Source organism: Curtobacterium sp. UNCCL20, from assembly GCF_900101675.1.
Taxonomy (GTDB): Bacteria; Actinomycetota; Actinomycetes; order Actinomycetales; family Microbacteriaceae; genus Curtobacterium.
On sequence record NZ_FNKG01000001.1, the window covers coordinates 514,133 to 531,704 of the forward strand.

The following is a 17,572-nucleotide window of genomic DNA, read 5'->3' on the forward strand; positions in this document are numbered from 1 at the left end:
CAGTCAGCGCGTCTCGACCAAGACGCGGTACCGCCGGGCCGTGGCAGCCATGAGCACGAGCCCGATCACGAGAGCGACGAGGGCCGACGCCGCACCGAGCTGCACACTGCTGCTGGTCCCGACCGCATCCACCGCGAGGCCCGCGAGGAACGAACCAGCAGCCACACCGACCTGCACGACAGCAGTGAAGGAGGCGTTCACGGCCTCTGCCGAGAACCGCTTGCCGTCGAACGTGAAGAGCCAGTGCTGGAGCGCGACCGGTGCGTTGCCCCACGACAGGCCCCACAGCACGAGCGCGACGACGACCGCCACGACCGCAGAGGCACCGAGCGCGAGCAGCAGGAGCCCGGCCCCTCCCGCGACCAGCGTGGCGATCACGGTTCCTCGGATGCTCCGTCCGAGGAGTGCACCTCCACCGAAGTTCCCGACGATCGTGAGGACCCCGTAGACGAACAAGAGCAGCGATGCCGTGGCAGCCGACAGGCCGGCGACCGAGACGAGGTAGGGGACGACGAACGTGAACGCGCTGAACTGGCCGAACACGACGAACAGGACGATCGCGAGCAGCGCAACCGCTGGGGCAGACGTGAGGATCGTCCGGAAGTCCGCCCCCGTCACACGGTCTGCCGCGGGGATGCGCGGTACGAGGACGAGCTGCATGACGACGGCGAACACGGCGACGACCGCAGCACCGGCGAAGGTCCAGCGCCAGTCGACGTGGGCCACAGCGAGGGTCGCGGACGGAACGGTGATCACCGATCCCACGGCGATGGCGCCGAACACCATCGAGCTGGCGGTGTGCACGATCCGCTCAGGGACGAGCCGTGCCGCTGCGGACACGGCGGTCGCCCAGACACCACCGACGCTGACACCGAGCAACAGACGTCCCAGCAGCATCACTCCGAAGGTCGGCGCGATCGCGCTGAGGACACAGGACACTGCGATGAGCGCAGTGAGCACCTGGACTGCGACACGACGGTCGAGACGCCGCATGAGGACGGTGGCGACCGGCGCAGCCACCGCGCCGACGACCGCCGGCAGCGTGACCAGCAAGCCGGCCTCCCCCTCGGACACGCGGAGCCCGCGGGCGATGGCGGAGAGGGCGCCAACCGGGACGAACTCGGCGACGACGACCGAGAAGGACCCAAGGGCGATGGCGAAGACGGCCGCCAGGGGCCGGCGACCGCGCGGGGCGAGGTGGTTCTGAGACATGCTTCTCCTGTTGAGACTGATCGGTGCGGAATGAAGAGTCGGATCGAGACGGGGTTGGGAACGACCCCGTGGACCCAGTCAGTTGTGTGGATAGTGGCGGAAGCGGAGTCGAGCGATGGACTCGCAGGCGGCTCAGGACACCAGTGCGGCGATCTGCCGGATGACCGCTTGCTGTCCGTCCTCGGAGAGGCCCGCGGCGGATCGCGCGCGCAGCCCGATCCAGGCGGTGTGGACGAGCGGCGCGAGCGCTGCCACCCGCGCACCGCCCGCCTGACGCAGCACCGCCGCGATTCGGTCGGTGCTGCGCTCGAAGTGTCCATCGACGATCGCGCGGACATCCGGGTCGCCACCACGGTCCGTCCCCGCGTTGACGGCGAAACACCCCGGCGGTGTCGCGTCCGGCAGTCGGAGGCCGGAGCTCAACAGCGCTTCGATCCGGTCTGCCACTGGCCCGTCTGCGTCGAGCACGGTCTGGTGCACGAGTTCCGCACGCCGGACGTACTCGTCGAGCGCGCTGAGGTACAGCGCGCGCTTGTTGCCGAACGTGTCGTACATGCTCCGCTTCCCGACGCGCATCACCGCCATGAGCTCCTGGGTCGAGGTGCCCTCGTACCCGGCGGCCCAGAACCGCCCCATCGCGCGATCGAGGGCGGTCACCGGGTCGAACTCCTTGCTTCGTGCCACGGACAGAGCGTAGCGCAGATCGAGACCGATCGGTGCGGAAAGTAGGTGCATAAGATGGCGGACCAGGAGGACGCATGACAACGGCAACCCGATCGACGCGGCCACCACGCCGGGTCAAGCCCGCCGAGGAGCGCCGTCGCGACCTGCTCGACGCAGCAGTCCTGGTGTTCACGGAGCGCGGCGTCGCCGACACCACCGTCGAAGAAATCGCTCGGACCGCGGGCATGTCGAAGGGGTCGTTTTACCTGCACTTCGCCACGAAGGAAGACCTGGCTTCGGCAGCGTGGGCGCGTCACATGGAGTCGTTCCTCGACGTGGGAGCCCAGATCCTGTCCGACGAGACCAGGACCGTCGCGGGACGGCTCGTGACCGTGCTCGAGGAGTTGACCAGGTTCGCAATCGATCACGGCGACGTCCACCGGGCCCTGTACGGGACGTCTGGTGCAGACGCGGTGAAGAACGACGTGAACGAACGGCTCATCTCGATGATCGCCGCCGCCGCCACAGCAGGCGTACGCGCGGGAGTGATCACCGCGGACGGTCCGGAACTCCTGGCCCGGGCGCTCTACCACGGGTACTGCGGAGCAGCGACGGACGCCGTCTCCGGAGCGGCCGACATCGACACCGACGAGCTCGTGCGCAGCGCCGGCGTGATGACGAGGGCGGTCTTCCCCGGAGTCGACAAAGTCCGCTGACGGCGTCGACCCGGCCCGGCCCGTTCGGGTCGGGTCGGGTCGGGCGACACCGGGTCAGCGGCGGTCGGCGATCAGACCGGCGACGACCTCGGGCTGGTCCCACTGTGGCCAGTGCGATGCGCCGGGTACCTCGTGCACCACGGCACCGGTGAACCGGTCCGCCATCTGCCGCGCCAGCGCTGGACTGAGGTACCGGTCCTCCGCACCGAACGCCAACGTCACCGGCTTGCTCAGCTCGCGGAGTTCGCCAGCGGCCGCACGACGGGTCTGCTCACCGAGGTCCCGCGGCAGCGCGCGCGTCCACGCCCGGACGGCGCGCAGCGCGTCCGGCTGCGACGCATCCCCGAAGAACTGGGGGATGACGGCCCGCGAACGGACACTGTCCGGGGCGTCCGGGGCGTACCCGAAGCGCCTCGCGGTGTGCCCTAACAACCAGGCACGCTGCGCCGGATCGGCGATGACGGCATCGGAGAGCGGCGCCAGACGGGGGTCGCCGAACATCTGGATCATCTCCGGCAGACGGAGCGCTGGCTCACGGCCGTAGTAGCTGTTCAGGAGGAAGAGGCTCGTGACCCGTTCGGACGCCAGTGCCGTCTCGACGGCCACCGGCCCGCCGCTGTCGTGGCCGACGACGACGGCGTCGCTGAGGTCGAGCGCCTCCAGGACGGCCACGACCTCGTCGACCCGTTGCCCTGGGCGGACGAGCGAGCTCTGCGTGCGCTCGGATGCGCCGTAGCCAACGAAGTCGATGGTCACTACCCGGTGCCGGTACAGGAGCGGGACGATGCGGTCGTGGATCCGGCTGTCGTCGGGGAAGCCGTGCAGCAGCACGACGGGGGCACCGTGCCCGTCGTGGTCGTGTGCGGCGACGCGACCGTACCGGGTCGAGATCCGGCGGAGCACGCTCCGTCTGATGGCACGTGTGCCCGACACCTCAGACCTGCCCGACGGGGTTGGGGAGGGCGCTCTCGTACGCGCGCAACCAATCGGTGTGACCGCCGATGCCCCAGTCCTCCGCCTCGAGCTCGACGATCGTCACCCAGACGCGGCGGAGCTCCTCGGGCAGGGGCACACGTTCCTCGGCCTCGATGAGGATCTGCGCGAAGTCGCGCATGATGCCGGACTTGTCCAGACGTGTCAGCCGGCCGGCGGGGATCCGCACCTCCACGAAGTACGAGGGCCGGGTGTGCTCCGGGGAGCCACCGACGTAGTCGGCGCCGGACTCCACCTCGTACACCCACCCCTTCATCACTCTGCGCGCGACCGGAGTATCCGGTACGTGTTCCCAGTGCATGAGCGCGTCGGTAAGGCGCGCCATCGCCGCAGCCTGCTGCTGCTGGTCGAGTGCGCCTTTGCGCATCGTCAGGTTGATCCAGGGCATGGTCTCTCCTTGTCGGTCGTGGTCCGGCGCGCCGCATGGGCTCAGCGGGCGACGCTCGGCTCGTTCTGACGGACCCAGTCGAGTGCCGTCTTCGCCACCGTCTCCCAGCCGCTGTCGAAGACCAGGGAGTGGCCTCGCCCGTCGATGCGTCGGTAGGAAGTGTTCAGCCCCGGTTCGTACAGCAGGGCTGCCTGGCGGGCCACGATCTCCGGGATGGTGTGGTCCCGGCTGCCGCCCATGACGAGCAGGGGGCCGCGTCGCAGGTCGTCGAGGTCGACCTCGGTCGGTGAGGACGCGTCCTTCTTCGCCGCGGTGAGCTCGAACACGGGTCGACCGGGACCGGGGATCGCGTACTGCCGGTGCAGACGGTCGGACTCGGTCCGGCTGATCGCGTTGCCGAATCCGTACCGGAACTGTCGCGGCGTCAGCGACACCGAGCGGTCGGCGTTCGCCTTCTTGCTGACGACGGGGAGTGCCGAACGGATCTGCGCGAACGGAAGGGCGCGGACGCCCTTGATGGGGGCCGGGTCGATCGCCACCGCTGCCCTCGCCACCCCAGCCGCGAGCAGCTTCTGCGCGACGAGACCGCCGAAGGAGTGACCGATCACGATCGGCTTCTCCGGCAGGCGTGCTGCGATGCCCGCGTAGTGGTCGGTGATCGCACGCACGCCGATGCCGGCGAGACGTTCGGGGTGTGCGCGGGTCTCCTCGACCGTGGCGCCGTCGCCGGGCCATCCGGGCGCCTGCGCGTCGTAGCCGGCCTCCTCGAAGAGGTCCTGCCACGGACGCCAAGCCGACGAGTGGATCCACAGGCCGTGGATGAAGAGCACCGGAGTCATGGCCGCGCCTACTTCGTCTTGGCCGCGGTCTCGATCACGCGAGTGATCGCCGACGGCTGCTCGAGCATGGACAGGTGGTCGGCCTTGACCTTCGTCACGTCGCCGTGCGCCCGCTTCGCCATGGCCTCCTGACCGGCTGCCGGGATGACCTTGTCCGAGGAGCCGATCACGAACCAGCTCGGGATCGTCTTCCACGCCGGGTCACCCGAAGGCTCCTGGAGCGCGCCACCCGCCACCGGAGACTGTGACGCTGCCAGCACGGCGGCCTTGCTGCCGCTCAGGTGTGCCGCGAACGCGGACTTGAACAGGGTCTCCTTGATGTAGAGGTCCGGGTCGCCCGCCGGCAGGTTCGGGTCCTGCACGGCGTCGAAGACGGTCTTCGGGTCTGCCGCCAGCGCCGAGCCGGGGACCGAGCCGGAGAGCTGCACGACGGTCTCGCCCTTGTCGGGTGCGAATGCGTCGACGTAGACCAGGTCGGTCACGCGGGAAAGGCCCTTCGCGGCGTTGGTGATCACGGCGCCGCCGTAGGAGTGCCCGACGAGGACGACCGGCCCGGTCGTTGCCTGTTCGACGAACGCCTTGAGGGACGCGGCGTCGGTCGAGAGGCCGCGCAACGGGTTCGGTGCGCTGACGACGGTGTACCCGTCCGACTGCAGACGCTTGGTGACTGGCGCGAAGCTGGAAGCGTCGGCCCATGCGCCGTGCACGAGCACAATTGTCGGCTTCGCGGCCTTGGTCGTGGAGGTTGCGGACGCGGTCGAAGACGTGGACGGGGTGCCGGCGGCGTGCGCTGCGGTCGGCACTGCGATGAGCGCAGCCGCGGCGGCGCCGATGGCGAGGCGAGTGGTGAGGCGATGGGACGAGGTGGTCATGGGGGCTCCGATCAGCGGGAGAAAGAACGATCGTTCTTTCTGCTGGAGAGCATGGCATGGCTTCTAGCTTGCGTCAAGCAACTTAGCCAAAAAGAACGAACGTTCTTTCTATGTTATGATCCGCCGATGACCGCCACCGACACACTCCCGATGACCTCCCCTCGTGAGCACCTGCTCTCGGTCGCGGGCGAGCTGTTCTACCAAGAAGGCATCACGGGTGTCGGCATCGAGCGGATCGTCGCCGAGGCGCACACCACCCGCGCGACCCTCTACCGGCACTTCGCCGGCAAGGAGGCACTGGTGGTGGCCTACCTGGAGCGTGAGGACGCGATGCTCAAAGCCGCCTTCGATGCCGCGGAGTCCGTGGCGACGGACCCAGAACACCTCCTCGAGCTCGCGATCGAGGGGATCGCCGAGGACGCGAACCGGCACCACACGCGGGGCTGCCCCTTCATCAACGCCACCGCCGAGTACGCCGACGCCCAGAGTCCGGTACGGGCCGTCGTCTCGTCCCATCGGCGCTGGTTCCGGGGACAGCTGGAGCGGTACCTCGACGCCGCAGGCCGGGTCAACGCCGGGGACCGAGCCGACGAACTCGTCATGCTCCGCGATGCTGTACTGGTCGGGAGCTACCTCGACGACCGATCAGCTGCTCATCGCACATTCATCCGGGCCGCACGAACAGCGGCATCGATCCGTAGATGACGCACAGCCGCGCAGCTGACTTGCGCAGTACGATGCAGGGATGTCGCGCGCCCGAACTCCCGAACTCGGACCCGTTCAGCCGTTCTGTTCGATCGAACGGACGCTGACCATCCTTGGTGACCGGTGGGCGTTCCTCGTCCTCCGCGAGTCCCTGCTGTACCAAGTCGAGCGCTTCGCTGACTTCCAGGAGCGACTGGGGATCGCGACCAACGTGTTGACGGATCGACTGAAGCGGCTCGTCGACGGCGGAGTGCTCGAGCGAGTCGACTACCAGGAGCCCGGTCGCCGAGCACGTTCTGCATACCGCCCGACCGCTGAGGGGCGACAGCTCCTCGTTGTGCTCGGTGCGCTCCAGCAATGGGGTGACGACAACGTGCCGCGAGCTGACGGCCCGACGATGACGCGACACGAGCAGAGCAGCGACGCGCCTGTCCGCGTGGGATTCGTCCGCCACGACGACGACAGCCTCCCGCCTGAGGCCGTGGAGTTCAGCCGGGTCTAGGTCAGACTACTGACTTGTGATAAACCAGTCAGCAGTGATGGTCGCGTGACCGTCACCACCCGTGAGGGAGGGGCAGTCGTGGCAGAAGCCTTCATCATCGACGCAATCAGGACCCCGTTCGGCAAGGGCAAGCCCGACGGACAGTACGCGGGCACGCATCCCGTCGATCTCCACGCCCACGCGATCCGAGAAGTTGTCCGACGGGCGGGCATGCCCGGTGCAGCCGTGAGCGACGTGATCGCTGGCGCCGTCGGACAGGTCGGCGAGCAGAGTGCGAACACCGCTCGCTGGGCGGCGCTGGCCGCCGGGTTGCCCGTGAGTGTGCCTGCCGTCACCATCGATCGGCAGTGCGGCAGCAGCCAGCAGGCGCTGCACTTCGCGGCGCAGGGCATCCAGGCAGGCGCGTACGAGGTCGTCGTTGCATCGGGCGCCGAGTCCATGAGCCGGATCCCGATCGGCAGCCAGATGGCCGGCAGGGACCCGTTCGGTGAGGCCGTGCAGCGGCGTTTCGCCCCCGGACTCGTTCCCCAGGGCATCAGCGCCGAGCTCATCTCGGCGCGCTGGGCCATCTCGCGGGAGGAATCAGACGCCTTCGCGCTCGAGAGCCATCGTCGAGCGACCCGGGCGCAGCGAACAGGGCTGTTCGAGCGCGAGACGGTCCCCCTGTCCGCGGGCGACGTCGACCAGTCGATCCGCCCGAACACGACGCCGGAGGCACTGGCAGCGCTGCGTCCGGCCTTCGAAGACCCTCGCTGGTCCGAACGGTTCCCCGAGATCTCCTGGAGCGTCACAGCCGGGAACGCGAGTCCGGTCAACGACGGTGCCGCCGCGGTGCTGGTCGCCGGATCGGAAGCGGTGGAGCGGTTCGGACTGCGGCCCCGGGCCCGCGTCGTCGCGACCGCGGTCGTCGGCGACGATCCCATCATGATGCTCACGGGCATCGTCCCGGCCACGGAGCAAGCTCTGCGCCGCGCCGGGTTGTCGCTCGACGACATCGATGCGTTCGAGGTGAACGAAGCGTTCGCGTCCGTCGTACTCGCGTGGCTCAAGGCGACCGACGCTGACCCTGCCAAGGTCAACGTGCACGGCGGTGCCCTCGCGATCGGACATCCGCTCGGTGCCAGCGGCGCACGTCTTACCGCCACACTGCTCGGAGTGCTCGACGCGACAGGGGGCCGCTACGGCCTCCAGGTCATTTGCGAAGCGGGCGGGTTGGCAAATGCGATGGTCATCGAGTGGCTCGGCTGACAGGGGACCTGATGGTCATCGAATACTCGGTCCACGTCTCGCACGGACGCGAACGCGCTGGCGACGACAGAATGCCGGACGGTTCGCCGCTGATGTGGAGCCCACTCGCGACTGTCCTGATCGAAGGGGATCGCGACGCGTTCCTCGTCGATCCACCGTTCCTCGTCGATCAGATCGACGAGGTGATCGACTGGGTGGCGCGGAGCGGGAAACGCCTCGTAGGGATCTACGCTACGCATGGCCACGGCGATCACTGGTTCGGCACGGCACGAATCCAGGAGCGCTTCCCCGGCGCGCGAGCGTGGGCAACTCCCGGGACCATCGAGCTCATGCGCCTCCAGGCGACCACCGCACGAGAAGTGCTCTGGGATCGGATCTTTCCGGGCCTGCTCCCTGCGACGCCGGTCGTGGCTCAGCCCGTCCCCGAGGACGGGCTCTGGCTCGAGGGCGCCGAGCTCGTTCCCGTTGAGGTCGGGCACTCCGACACGGACGCGACCACCGTGCTCTGGGTTCCCTCGATCGGACTGGTGGTGGCCGGAGACGTCGTCTACAACGGCGTCCACCAGTTCCTCGCCGAGGGCGCCCACGGTGGCTTTGAACGCTGGCAGGAGGCCCTCGACCAGGTCGACGAGTTGCACGCGACGTCCGTGGTCGCCGGGCACAAAGACCCGCGACGAGCCGACTGGCCTGAAGCCATCGGGGAGACGCGGCGATATTTGTTTGACGTTATGGAGGTGTCTGCCTCCGGCGTCGACCGTATCGGCTTCTTCGACGAGATCCTCCGACGCTGGCCCGAGCGGTTGAACCCCAGTCCGGTTTGGTACGGCGCCTCGGCGGTGCTGGTCGCGTCAGAGGAGTCCTGACATCAACGATCTGGTTGCCGCGGACCGTGACCGGACCGCGTCAGGGCTTCAGAGCAGGTCCTTTTGGACAGCGGCCAGTGTGCCGGCTCTCGCCTTGTGGGGGAGTGGAGCGTCAACGCCGGTCTACCCGATCTACCGGACCGATTGGGGCCTGAGCCAGGTCGAGGCAACGACGGTCTTCGCCGTCTACCCGTTCGCCCTGGCGCTGGTACTCGCGTGTTTCGGGGGCGTGTCGGACCGCGTCGGGCGGCGGGCGGCGATGCTCGCCGGAGTCGTTTCCATCGCTGCCGGAGCACTGGTCTTCGGCGTCGCGCCTGACCTCGGGTTGGTCATCGTTGGCAGAGCCCTGATGGGTGTTGGCGTCGGGTTGGGCTTGAGTCCGGCGACGGCGGTCATGGTCGCTTCTGCGTCGCATGCTCCTCCTGGCCGGTCGAGTTCGATCGCAACCGCATCGACTGCGATCGGTTTGGCGTTCGCCACCTTCATCGGCGGAGCGCTCGTCGAGTACGCGCCGGCGCCACTTCACTTTTCGTACTGGGTCCTTTTCGCGGTCGCGGTCGTAGTCCTGCTCATGCTGCTCCGACTCCCTCCCGACCGGCCGGCCCGGATCCTCAGCGAGCAGAAGAAGGACGGCCGACTCCCGGCCGAGTCCCGCGGCGTCCTCGTCCGGGCCTCGATCTCGATCGCAGCCGCGTACTCGCTCGGGGCGCTGGAGCTGTCCCTGGGCGCGGACATCGGCAAGACCCTCGTAGGGACGTCCAACGCGTTCGTGATCGGCTCTGTCATCTCCCTCACGAGCCTGGTCATCGGCGTCGTGGCACTCGCAGCGAGGCGGTTGTCCGCCCGAATCTCCGGTGTGTTCGGCGGCTTCGCCTCTGTAGCCGCTACTGCGACGCTCATCGGAGCCGCACAGGCTTCCTCGCTTCTGCTGTTCGTCGGCTTCGCGCTCCTCGGCGGCATCGCCTACAGCCTGTTGTTCGCGTCGGGTATCGCGGCACTCGCATCGTCGATCCCGGAGTCGTTCCGGGCGACAAGCCTCTCGACGGCATATCTGGTCGGCTGCGTCATCCAGGTGGCAGTCGCTCTCAGCCTCGGCGTGGTCGCCACGACCTGGGGACTGCTGGAAGGGGTCTCGGCGGGACTGCCCGTAGTAGGTGGGGTCGGGGCGATCGCGCTGATCACGAATGTTCTGCCGCCCGTACGCCGAGACCACCGGCAATGACAGCCACCTGCCGAATCATCTGTGCGGCCGCGCTGCTCCCATGAACCGCGCAGGTCCATCATTAGAGGCGATTTGCAGGACAGCGTGTCGTCGGAGCTCGCGTTTGTACAGCGATAGCGGCGAGTTGTAGGCGGGGGACCGGGGAGTTGGATCCCGTGAGCGTCGAAGTTTGCTCAATAAAGTTGTCGCTCAGACGGTCCAGCGACACTTTCGGCGGGCAGGCGACCGTTTCCGTGAACAGTCACAGACAAAGATGTCGGCCGCCAAGCAACTTGTCCATAGTTCGGGCACAAACGCCCCTCCTGCAAGCCATCTGTCCGCCTTCGCTGCCAAACAACCTGTCCCGTCTCACATCTACTTGCGGTGGCTGAAGAGTCTTGGCTTTGGTCGCGGAGCGAGCCCTAGCTCACTCAACAGGCGGTCAGCCTTCCCAGTCAGACCGGAGCGCTCAGACGCCTGAATGACTGCACCCCGAAGCGCCTGCTTCGAACCACTCGGAACCGGCTTCGCGACGCGGCCTGCCCACGAGAGTGCGTTGTCGGCGGCGCCCTGGTTCAGCCGGAGCATGGGCACGAGGAGTCCTTCGATAAGGGTCCGGCGCGTGGCATCTCCTAGCGGACTGGCGCTAGCCCAGACGCGAAGAAGGTACGTTCGGCCCTCATTAGTCGTCTCAGCTTCGTACCGTTGCTCGAGGAGACCAATGAGATCCTGCGACTCTAGATCGGAAAGCCTCAGTGCGTGAAGCACTGAATCCTCCCACCTGCGTTCCTCGGTGGCCCCAAGGAATTGCTCAGAGATCGCGAGTCGTCCGGTTGAAGGCTGCTTTTGCACCCAGGCGGAGAACGCAGCAATAATGAGGGCAGGGGGATTTTGGCTGAGAACCGGCTTGAGCACTCCGAGCACTGCACTCGCGTCGAGAAGTGTATATCCAAGCCACCGCTGCAGGAGCTGACTTGGTACTGGTGTGCGCTCTGCGATGATGCTTGAGACCTCTTCAGCGCCGAGGTGCAGCACGGGATGAGCAATAGCAAACTCCGGGGACAGCGCAAGGATCTGCGCGATCAGATCTATACCGGAATCCGAATCAAGCCACGTGCTGTCCTTCACAGCCTCACTGATCCGTCCAAGATCCTCTGTCAGCCCCTCGCCGGCAACTCCTTCCGAGTAACGAGCGAAGTCGTCAAGCGCCTCGCGAACCGCGTCGTCAACCTCCTGAATGTCTACAGCCGCAACGTCCTCCTCGAGTGAGCCGAGGATCGCAGAAAGGTGAAGCTTCCGCAGGTGACCCGCCGCCGCGAGGCCCGCGCTCGAATACAGGCGGAGCGCTGCCAGCAGCTTTCGCAAGTCACTCGCGGATGCTGCATCATTCGCGGTCCTGGCACTCGGAAGCGCCGCAGCGCCGAACGCTCGACGGTCGGCGTCGGACAGATCGTCGAGTAGGTGCGCAACCACGGACACCCCCCGCTCATATTCTTCAAACGTATCCGCAGAGTCGACTCGGAACAAACGCGTCCAGAGCAGACGCGCGGCGTCGGTCACCGCCCTCTTCGCCGCGGGATCTGCAGTTAGCCCTTCGACCACCACGGGCCGCGTCCAGCGGCTCCATTCGGACGTCTGCCGTCGCTGCATCGCTTCGAGAACGCGCGCAGCGAGCGGGTTTTGGATGGCTTTCAGCCCATCGAGGAGGATCTCAACCGTATTTCGGGCCTCCTGCTCGTCGATACGAACAAGTACTGAAACGAGTTGCTCCCGCATCGCCGTTTCAGAGTCGTCGAGCTTCTGGCCGAAGGCTGACAGGGCTTCAAGACTTGCAGCTGGATCAAACGGCTCCGGACCGATCTCTGTCTCTTCAACCGTCGGCGACCTTCTCGCACCAGCCGGCGGCGCAGGCGGCTCGGATGCCTTCCTCCACGATGAATGCGCCTGGATCGCCGCGACGATTGCTTGGGCAAGGTCTTCCTCGGTCGTTCGCAGCATCATGACACGCTGCGCCTCTTCGATTTCAAGGAACTGATCGAGGAACATCCGGACGTTGCCGTCAAGAATACGGTCAGAAATCAGAGAAGCGACCAATTGGGACTCCTCGTCGAGAAGCGCATAGTGCTTAAGGGCGCTTACTGCCTGCTCGTCCGACGCGTGGACGAAGTCTTGTTCCACGATTCGTTTTGCAACCATTCGTCCGCGTTCTGACGCAGCAGTTGCCGCAAGACGCCAAGCGCCGGTCGTTGTCTCTGCATCGATGACTGCGTCGTCTCTGACGAGAATGGGCTCAACCTCCAGCAGGACTGCTTCTGCCCGGTCCGGCGTGAGTTCGGTGAACTCGGCCGATGCGAGGATCGCGCGCGCGAAGTTCGGCACCTCAACCCCGACCGCGTCTCGGATCCCTGCGGCGAGGAAGTCGAGACCCTGGACCTTCTGATCCTCGTTGAAGGTAGCGAGCACACGTCGAACCGCCATCAGGGAGCCATTCTGTGCCGCAGTTTCAAGTTCCATGGCTGAAGCCGTCGGCAGCGTCGTTCTTGCCCCAGAGCTCTCGAGGAAGAGCAAATCGCGGTAGGGCCCCTGAACGTTGTTGGTTCGCTCCAGGTAACCGAGGAGTTGATCCGTATGGGACTTCTCGACCTGTTCAACCTCGTCCGACTGATCGTCCTCGGCTGCTACAACGGCCGCGGCGGCGCGCTCGTTCATCGCGTAGGACGTCGCGATCTTCCTGACCAGCTCGGACACGCCAGGGCGATCGGTCCAGTACTCCTCTTTTTTTGAACGAACCCCTAGTACGTGCGATGGGAGATCGGGATCCGCGACCATGTCACGCGCAAACAGTGGAAATTCAACCTGAAGACACACCACGCGGGCGAGAGCCTCGGCGTTCGCTGCAACGTCTAAGTCGAGCTGCCCCGCGGCGGCACGTGCTTCCGCAAGCCGGAATGCCAGGACGAATGAATTGAGCAGGTGCTTCACTCGACGAGGGCTCCGAACGTGCGCCGGCACAAGGATCGAGGCGACAGCGCGGGCGTTGACGCGCTGCCATAGACCCTCCCGCTCCTCGATGAGTTCCGCGGCGTAACGTGTGATGCTCTTCGTCTGGAGCGGCGGTACAGCGATCTGATATTGGAAAACCTTGTCGAGGTAGGAGCTTCCCGCACTGTAGTAAGGATTGATGTCATCTAGCGGCGTTGCTTGTCGTAGCTTTCCGGTCATCGCCTGCTCCAGGACCTGCTGATCGGCTGCGACGATGAAGACGCACCCAGGTACGCCAAAGAAGGTGCGGATTGTATCGAGCGTCTCGACGACGTCCGAGGGAGTGCATCGATCAAGTTCGTCAACAAATATGACGAGCTTGCGCTTCGGCCAGACCTCACCAACAAGAGCACTGAATAATGCCTCGAACTCCTCATCACTCTCAGCGCGTTCGCTAGTGTGGGTCGAAGTGAAAGCCTTGCTCGCTAAGCCAACGATCGCGGTGATGACACCGGCGGGAACGAGTGAGCTCGGAACGGCTAGCGATGCCGCACGTACCAGCTGTGGCCACACGGGCTCGTTAGACAACCATGCCCAGAAGGCGACGATAAGCGAGACCGCGAGGAGAATCGCAAGCACAACGGCAATTAGTACGCCGACCAGGCGGAGCAACTGAAGCGCGGGGAATGTCACGTTCGAGGATGTTGTACTTCGGTAGAGATCCGGCCCGTACGCGCGATCGTTGCTCCCGATCTCGCTCGCGATGACGGAGATGAAGTTGCGACGAAGCGGATTTTGCGCATATTTGAATGCGTCGAAACGCGCGAATCGCATCTTCTTTGAGTAGCCGTTTTCGATTTCGGCACGCAGAAGGCGGCCGATGCCACTCTTGCCCGATCCCCAGGAGCCGAAGAGTGCAATGTTCGCTGGCGTCCCAGTTTGGGCAATGAGTGTGAGCAGGCCGGCGGTGAGCTCAACGTGCCCGAGGCGGTCCTGCGTCGGATCTTGGATCTCCGCGTCACGGATCAGTTCGGGTTGCTCGCTCACAGGCGCCTGCTCCTTCGGTTGAGATGATGATCGATACTTGCAGACTCGACCGACAGCGCCTCATGAGTCAGCCCGCTAATCGAGCCGTTGTGTGCTCAATCTCGAACCCATGCGTAGAGCGTGCCTGGCGGGCTGTCGCTGATCGTCGCCTAGCCATGGCCAAGCGATATCGCCGTCATGCGATCACCTGTCGCTTGGCGCACGAAGAGAGCCGCGCGCTCGCAGTCCTCCGACGGCGCGCTCAGCCCGGACGAGGACCCCTAACGTACCCCCAGCCACAGCTGCAGTGAGGAGGATGGTCGCTCCAGCTTCGAGGGTCGGTCGGACTGGACGCAGGTGCGACCACCGCTGTCGCTGGACCGGCTGCGAAAGATCCTCCGCAAACCACTGCAGTGTCTTTTTGCCGCGTGACCAATCCGCGAGAGCCCCGGTGGTTTCGATGGCGATTGTTGCGGCCGCTGCATCTGACGGCGCACCCTTCATGCGCCCAACTCTCGCGGAGAACCAACGAAGTAGTATCTCCTCATCGGCATTGACGAGCAGCGCCATCTGGGGCACGGCGAGCGAGAACTCCAGCTGATAGTTGACCCACAGTCGCGCGAAGACTGGACGAACTTGAGTCCGGGTGATCCGCTCGAGCCGCCCAATGACCTGCCCCACGAGGACCCGCCGACGCTCTTCCCATGCCCTGGCATCTCGGGCCGCCTCCCTCTGAGCCGAATTGCGGATCGTGTACCAGGCGGCTGCGACGGAACAAACTGCGAGCAGCACTGATCCGAGTTGGATCCAGAGGGCAGGGGTCACTTGTGAACCATATCTACGGGAGAACGCGAAGAGGAGAACCCCGAGCGGGGCACAAAGCGAGAGCGCGCCGTCGACTGCACATGCCTGATGAACGTGCCTTGCGCAAACGTCCCTGCTCGCCCGTGATCAGCCTTGTTCGTCTCGCTGCTGAACTCGCTCCCGCATCTCCGCGCGGACCATGCGCCACGCGTACCCGGGGTCTTCTTCTTCCTCACGTTGAATCTCGCGGAGCGCGGCGCTGTACTTCCAACGGTCTGGGTCCGAGCGTTGCAGGATGCGTGCGGCCCGCTGCTGAACGGTACGTCTTGCCATCGTTGTTCTCCTTGGTGATCGATTGACGTCCGCCACGGGTGCCGCGTGGTTACTGCCAGTCGACGTACTGGTTGCCGCGCACTCCGCTGCGTACACGAGCGCCGTGCCATCCGAATGGCACGAGCACGGTCACCTCTTGCTCGACGTCGTTCTCAACCCGCTGTGTCAGCCACTTGACCGGGAGGTACGGCCGCCACGAGACCTCGCGTAGATGCGAGCTCCAGTCGATAGGGGAGACCGGCTGATCGGACGGGACCGGGTGCCTTCGGAGGGCCCAGCGGACGTGCTGCGGAGTGCGGTGCACTGCTGCGGCGAGGGCTCTGACAGTCGTGACGCCGGAGCCGACGAGTTCGTGGAGTGCCGGCACGTCGAGGTCGTCGATCTCGGGGCCGAGGTGCATCGCCTCTCGACCGGCTCAGCGCGGGGGTTCCCAGACAGCGGCGGGGCATGTGCCTTTGCCTCGGTCGTATGCGTTCACGGCGTCGATCGTGACCGCGAGCCAGGCCTCTAGGTATGCGTCGAGGGCGAGTTGGAGTTGTGCGGTCATGCGGATCTGGAATTCGGTGTATTCCGCGGCATCTCGTCCGTTCGCGACGACCGCCCAAGGAGCGGGGAGGGCGCTGATGGGTTGTGCTGTGGCTCGGAGGTAGAGGTATCGGCGTACGTTGAGGAGCCGTCGGGGTCCGCCGGTGAAGGTGCTGACGCTGGCGCAGATCATGTCCCAGTGCGTCTGGTCGAGGAGTTGCCACCACGGCAGGTGTTGGCGCCGGGTTGCGTAGTTGATGTGCGGTGTGGACGCTGCGAGGTAGCGGGCGAGCTCGCCGAGTTGGCGCAGGATCGCGGTGGTCTGCGCGGGTGCGCCGAGCATGGTTGGTCGGAGTCTTCTTCCGATGCCGGCGATCACCTCCGGTTCGGGTGCGTCTCGGTGGGTGCCGGTGAGAGCAGCGGTAAGTCCTAAGGCGAGTGATCGTTGGAGGGTTTCGGGGTCGGTGCCGCCTGCCACGCTCAGCGGTACCGCCCAGTTCGTCCAGAGCAATGGTGGGATGTGGTCCGCGGTCCACTCTGGATTGCGTAGGGAGTCGCGTGGCATGAGGAAGTCGACGTAGGCGGCGACGGCTGGTTCGTCGAACTCTGCTCGCACCGCGCTACCGGTCACGAGGCGTTGCATCGCGGGGAGGTCCTGATCGATGGCTCGGAGGACACGGCCTCGAAAGCGCGGTCCGACGCCCGGCCAGTAGCCGAGGAGGGTCGCGGCGCTGCCGGGGCCGCGTTCGGTCTGCCCCTGCTCGGATGGCCGCGCGAACGTGAGCCGGCGGATGAGGTGCCGGACCTTTTCCTCCGGGGCGAACATGAGCGTGAACGCAGCTGCCATCAGCGCCCCCATCGCCAACGCGTTCTTCGGAGGCGCCGTTCCGACTCGTGCGGTCTCGTCGAAGAGACCGTGCAGCTGTGACGGGTCGAGCTCGGCGAGCTCGGCGATGAGGGCGATGTCGTCCGCGGCGAGGAGTGCGATGCCGACGCCGCGCAACGTGAGGAAGAGGTGCTGCACGTCTGGGATGAAGACGTCCAGCGTCTCTCGGTCGCGTTTCCAAGCGGCTGAAATCGCGACTTGTGCCCGGACGACGGGAGCAGAGTTGTCGAACGGTGCTTCGTGCCAGGTGGCCCGCAAGTCATGACCGCACCGACTGCCGTCGTTGAGGCGTGCGCGGCAGCTTGAAGGGTCGACAGGATGTGCCTCCATGAGCGCGGGGTCTGGAATCCCCTGCCCGCAGGCAGGGCAGGTGTCGTGCAGCGGCACAAGGTGCGTCTCGCAAAGGAATGACCACCACAAGCGCCAATGCGCGAGGAAGACAGCTGGCCGGGCGGCGAGGCACTGTGGGCAGTATCGGGTCCCGGATCCTCTGGTCCAGTTCTTCGCATGCGCTGGGAGACCGTCGACGCCCGGTGCGAGCGCGTCATTTATGAACGACCGCATCATCCCGTCGATGAGCTCGTTGGTGCTGCAGCCGATGGCGATTCCGATGGAGCGTGCGACGTCGCCCGGGAGAATCATGTCGAGCCGCCGCCGGTCTTCCCACCGAAGCGTGCCAAGACCGCACCAACGGCTGATCGCGACCGGGGGCTCGCCGACGTATGCAGCAATCCGCAGTAGCAAGCTCGGCAGGTACTCGCCGGGCACGACGGTCGTCCGGAACCCGAACGGGACCGTGTGGACACGGTTCAAC

15 protein-coding genes are annotated in these 17,572 nt (G+C 66.0%); 6 read left to right on the forward strand and 9 right to left on the reverse strand.

The genetic code is table 11. From position 1 onward, the window contains the following. Positions 1-3 precede the first annotated feature (3 nt). Together BLT36_RS02565 and BLT36_RS02570 are read right to left on the reverse strand one after the other, a co-directional pair. Positions 4-1,212: an MFS transporter gene (locus BLT36_RS02565; protein WP_092091667.1), complete on the reverse strand. Its 1,209-nt coding sequence runs from the start codon at positions 1,210-1,212 to the stop codon at positions 4-6. Between the two features lie 132 nt (positions 1,213-1,344). Beyond that, positions 1,345-1,896, reverse strand: a complete 552-nt coding sequence (locus BLT36_RS02570; RefSeq protein ID WP_175529451.1) for a TetR/AcrR family transcriptional regulator — start codon at positions 1,894-1,896, stop codon at positions 1,345-1,347. Positions 1,897-1,970: 74 nt separating this feature from the next. On the opposite strand from BLT36_RS02570, the gene BLT36_RS02575 reads away from it, so the two are divergent. After that, positions 1,971-2,591 (forward strand): TetR/AcrR family transcriptional regulator, encoded by a 621-nt coding sequence (locus BLT36_RS02575; RefSeq protein WP_092091671.1) that lies wholly within the window; start codon positions 1,971-1,973, stop codon positions 2,589-2,591. A 54-nt stretch (positions 2,592-2,645) separates the two neighbouring features. On the opposite strand, the gene BLT36_RS02580 is transcribed toward BLT36_RS02575, so the two are convergent. From BLT36_RS02580 to BLT36_RS02595, 4 genes are read right to left on the reverse strand one after another with little or no spacing between them, the layout of a single operon-like run. Beyond that, entirely contained in the window at positions 2,646-3,494 is an 849-nt protein-coding gene (locus BLT36_RS02580; protein WP_175529452.1) for an alpha/beta fold hydrolase, read from the reverse strand. A 31-nt stretch (positions 3,495-3,525) separates the two neighbouring features. Beyond that, positions 3,526-3,972, reverse strand: coding sequence for a tautomerase family protein (locus tag BLT36_RS02585; protein ID WP_092091675.1), 447 nt, complete (start codon positions 3,970-3,972; stop codon positions 3,526-3,528). A gap of 41 nt (positions 3,973-4,013) precedes the next feature. Continuing rightward, complete coding sequence (locus BLT36_RS02590) at positions 4,014-4,811, reverse strand: alpha/beta hydrolase (protein ID WP_092091677.1); 798 nt, start codon at positions 4,809-4,811, stop codon at positions 4,014-4,016. 8 nt (positions 4,812-4,819) lie between these two features. Beyond that, complete coding sequence (locus tag BLT36_RS02595) at positions 4,820-5,683, reverse strand: alpha/beta fold hydrolase (RefSeq protein WP_092091679.1); 864 nt, start codon at positions 5,681-5,683, stop codon at positions 4,820-4,822. Between the two features lie 126 nt (positions 5,684-5,809). Between BLT36_RS02595 and BLT36_RS02600 the strand changes: the two genes are divergently transcribed. From BLT36_RS02600 to BLT36_RS02620, 5 genes are all read left to right on the forward strand, one after another. Then, positions 5,810-6,388, forward strand: a complete 579-nt coding sequence (locus BLT36_RS02600; RefSeq protein WP_092091681.1) for a TetR/AcrR family transcriptional regulator — start codon at positions 5,810-5,812, stop codon at positions 6,386-6,388. 40 nt (positions 6,389-6,428) lie between these two features. After that, positions 6,429-6,890, forward strand: a complete 462-nt coding sequence (locus BLT36_RS02605; RefSeq protein WP_092091683.1) for a winged helix-turn-helix transcriptional regulator — start codon at positions 6,429-6,431, stop codon at positions 6,888-6,890. A gap of 78 nt (positions 6,891-6,968) precedes the next feature. Continuing rightward, complete coding sequence (locus BLT36_RS02610; protein ID WP_092094243.1) at positions 6,969-8,138, forward strand: thiolase family protein; 1,170 nt, start codon at positions 6,969-6,971, stop codon at positions 8,136-8,138. Between the two features lie 11 nt (positions 8,139-8,149). Then, positions 8,150-9,001, forward strand: coding sequence for an MBL fold metallo-hydrolase (locus BLT36_RS02615; protein ID WP_092094245.1), 852 nt, complete (start codon positions 8,150-8,152; stop codon positions 8,999-9,001). Positions 9,002-9,011: 10 nt separating this feature from the next. Beyond that, positions 9,012-10,223, forward strand: coding sequence for an MFS transporter (locus BLT36_RS02620; RefSeq protein ID WP_302847111.1), 1,212 nt, complete (start codon positions 9,012-9,014; stop codon positions 10,221-10,223). Between the two features lie 354 nt (positions 10,224-10,577). On the opposite strand, the gene BLT36_RS02625 is transcribed toward BLT36_RS02620, so the two are convergent. From BLT36_RS02625 to BLT36_RS02635, 3 genes are all read right to left on the reverse strand, one after another. Beyond that, a complete protein-coding gene (locus BLT36_RS02625) occupies positions 10,578-14,231 on the reverse strand; it encodes a KAP family P-loop NTPase fold protein (protein ID WP_092091687.1) in 3,654 nt (1,217 codons plus the stop codon). A gap of 1,165 nt (positions 14,232-15,396) precedes the next feature. Next, positions 15,397-15,747 carry a hypothetical protein gene (locus tag BLT36_RS02630; protein WP_092091689.1) on the reverse strand — a complete coding sequence of 117 codons (351 nt, stop codon included), beginning with the start codon at positions 15,745-15,747 and terminating at the stop codon, positions 15,397-15,399. A gap of 15 nt (positions 15,748-15,762) precedes the next feature. Next, positions 15,763-17,526, reverse strand: coding sequence for a TniQ family protein (locus tag BLT36_RS02635; RefSeq protein WP_175529454.1), 1,764 nt, complete (start codon positions 17,524-17,526; stop codon positions 15,763-15,765). Positions 17,527-17,572: the final 46 nt, after the last annotated feature.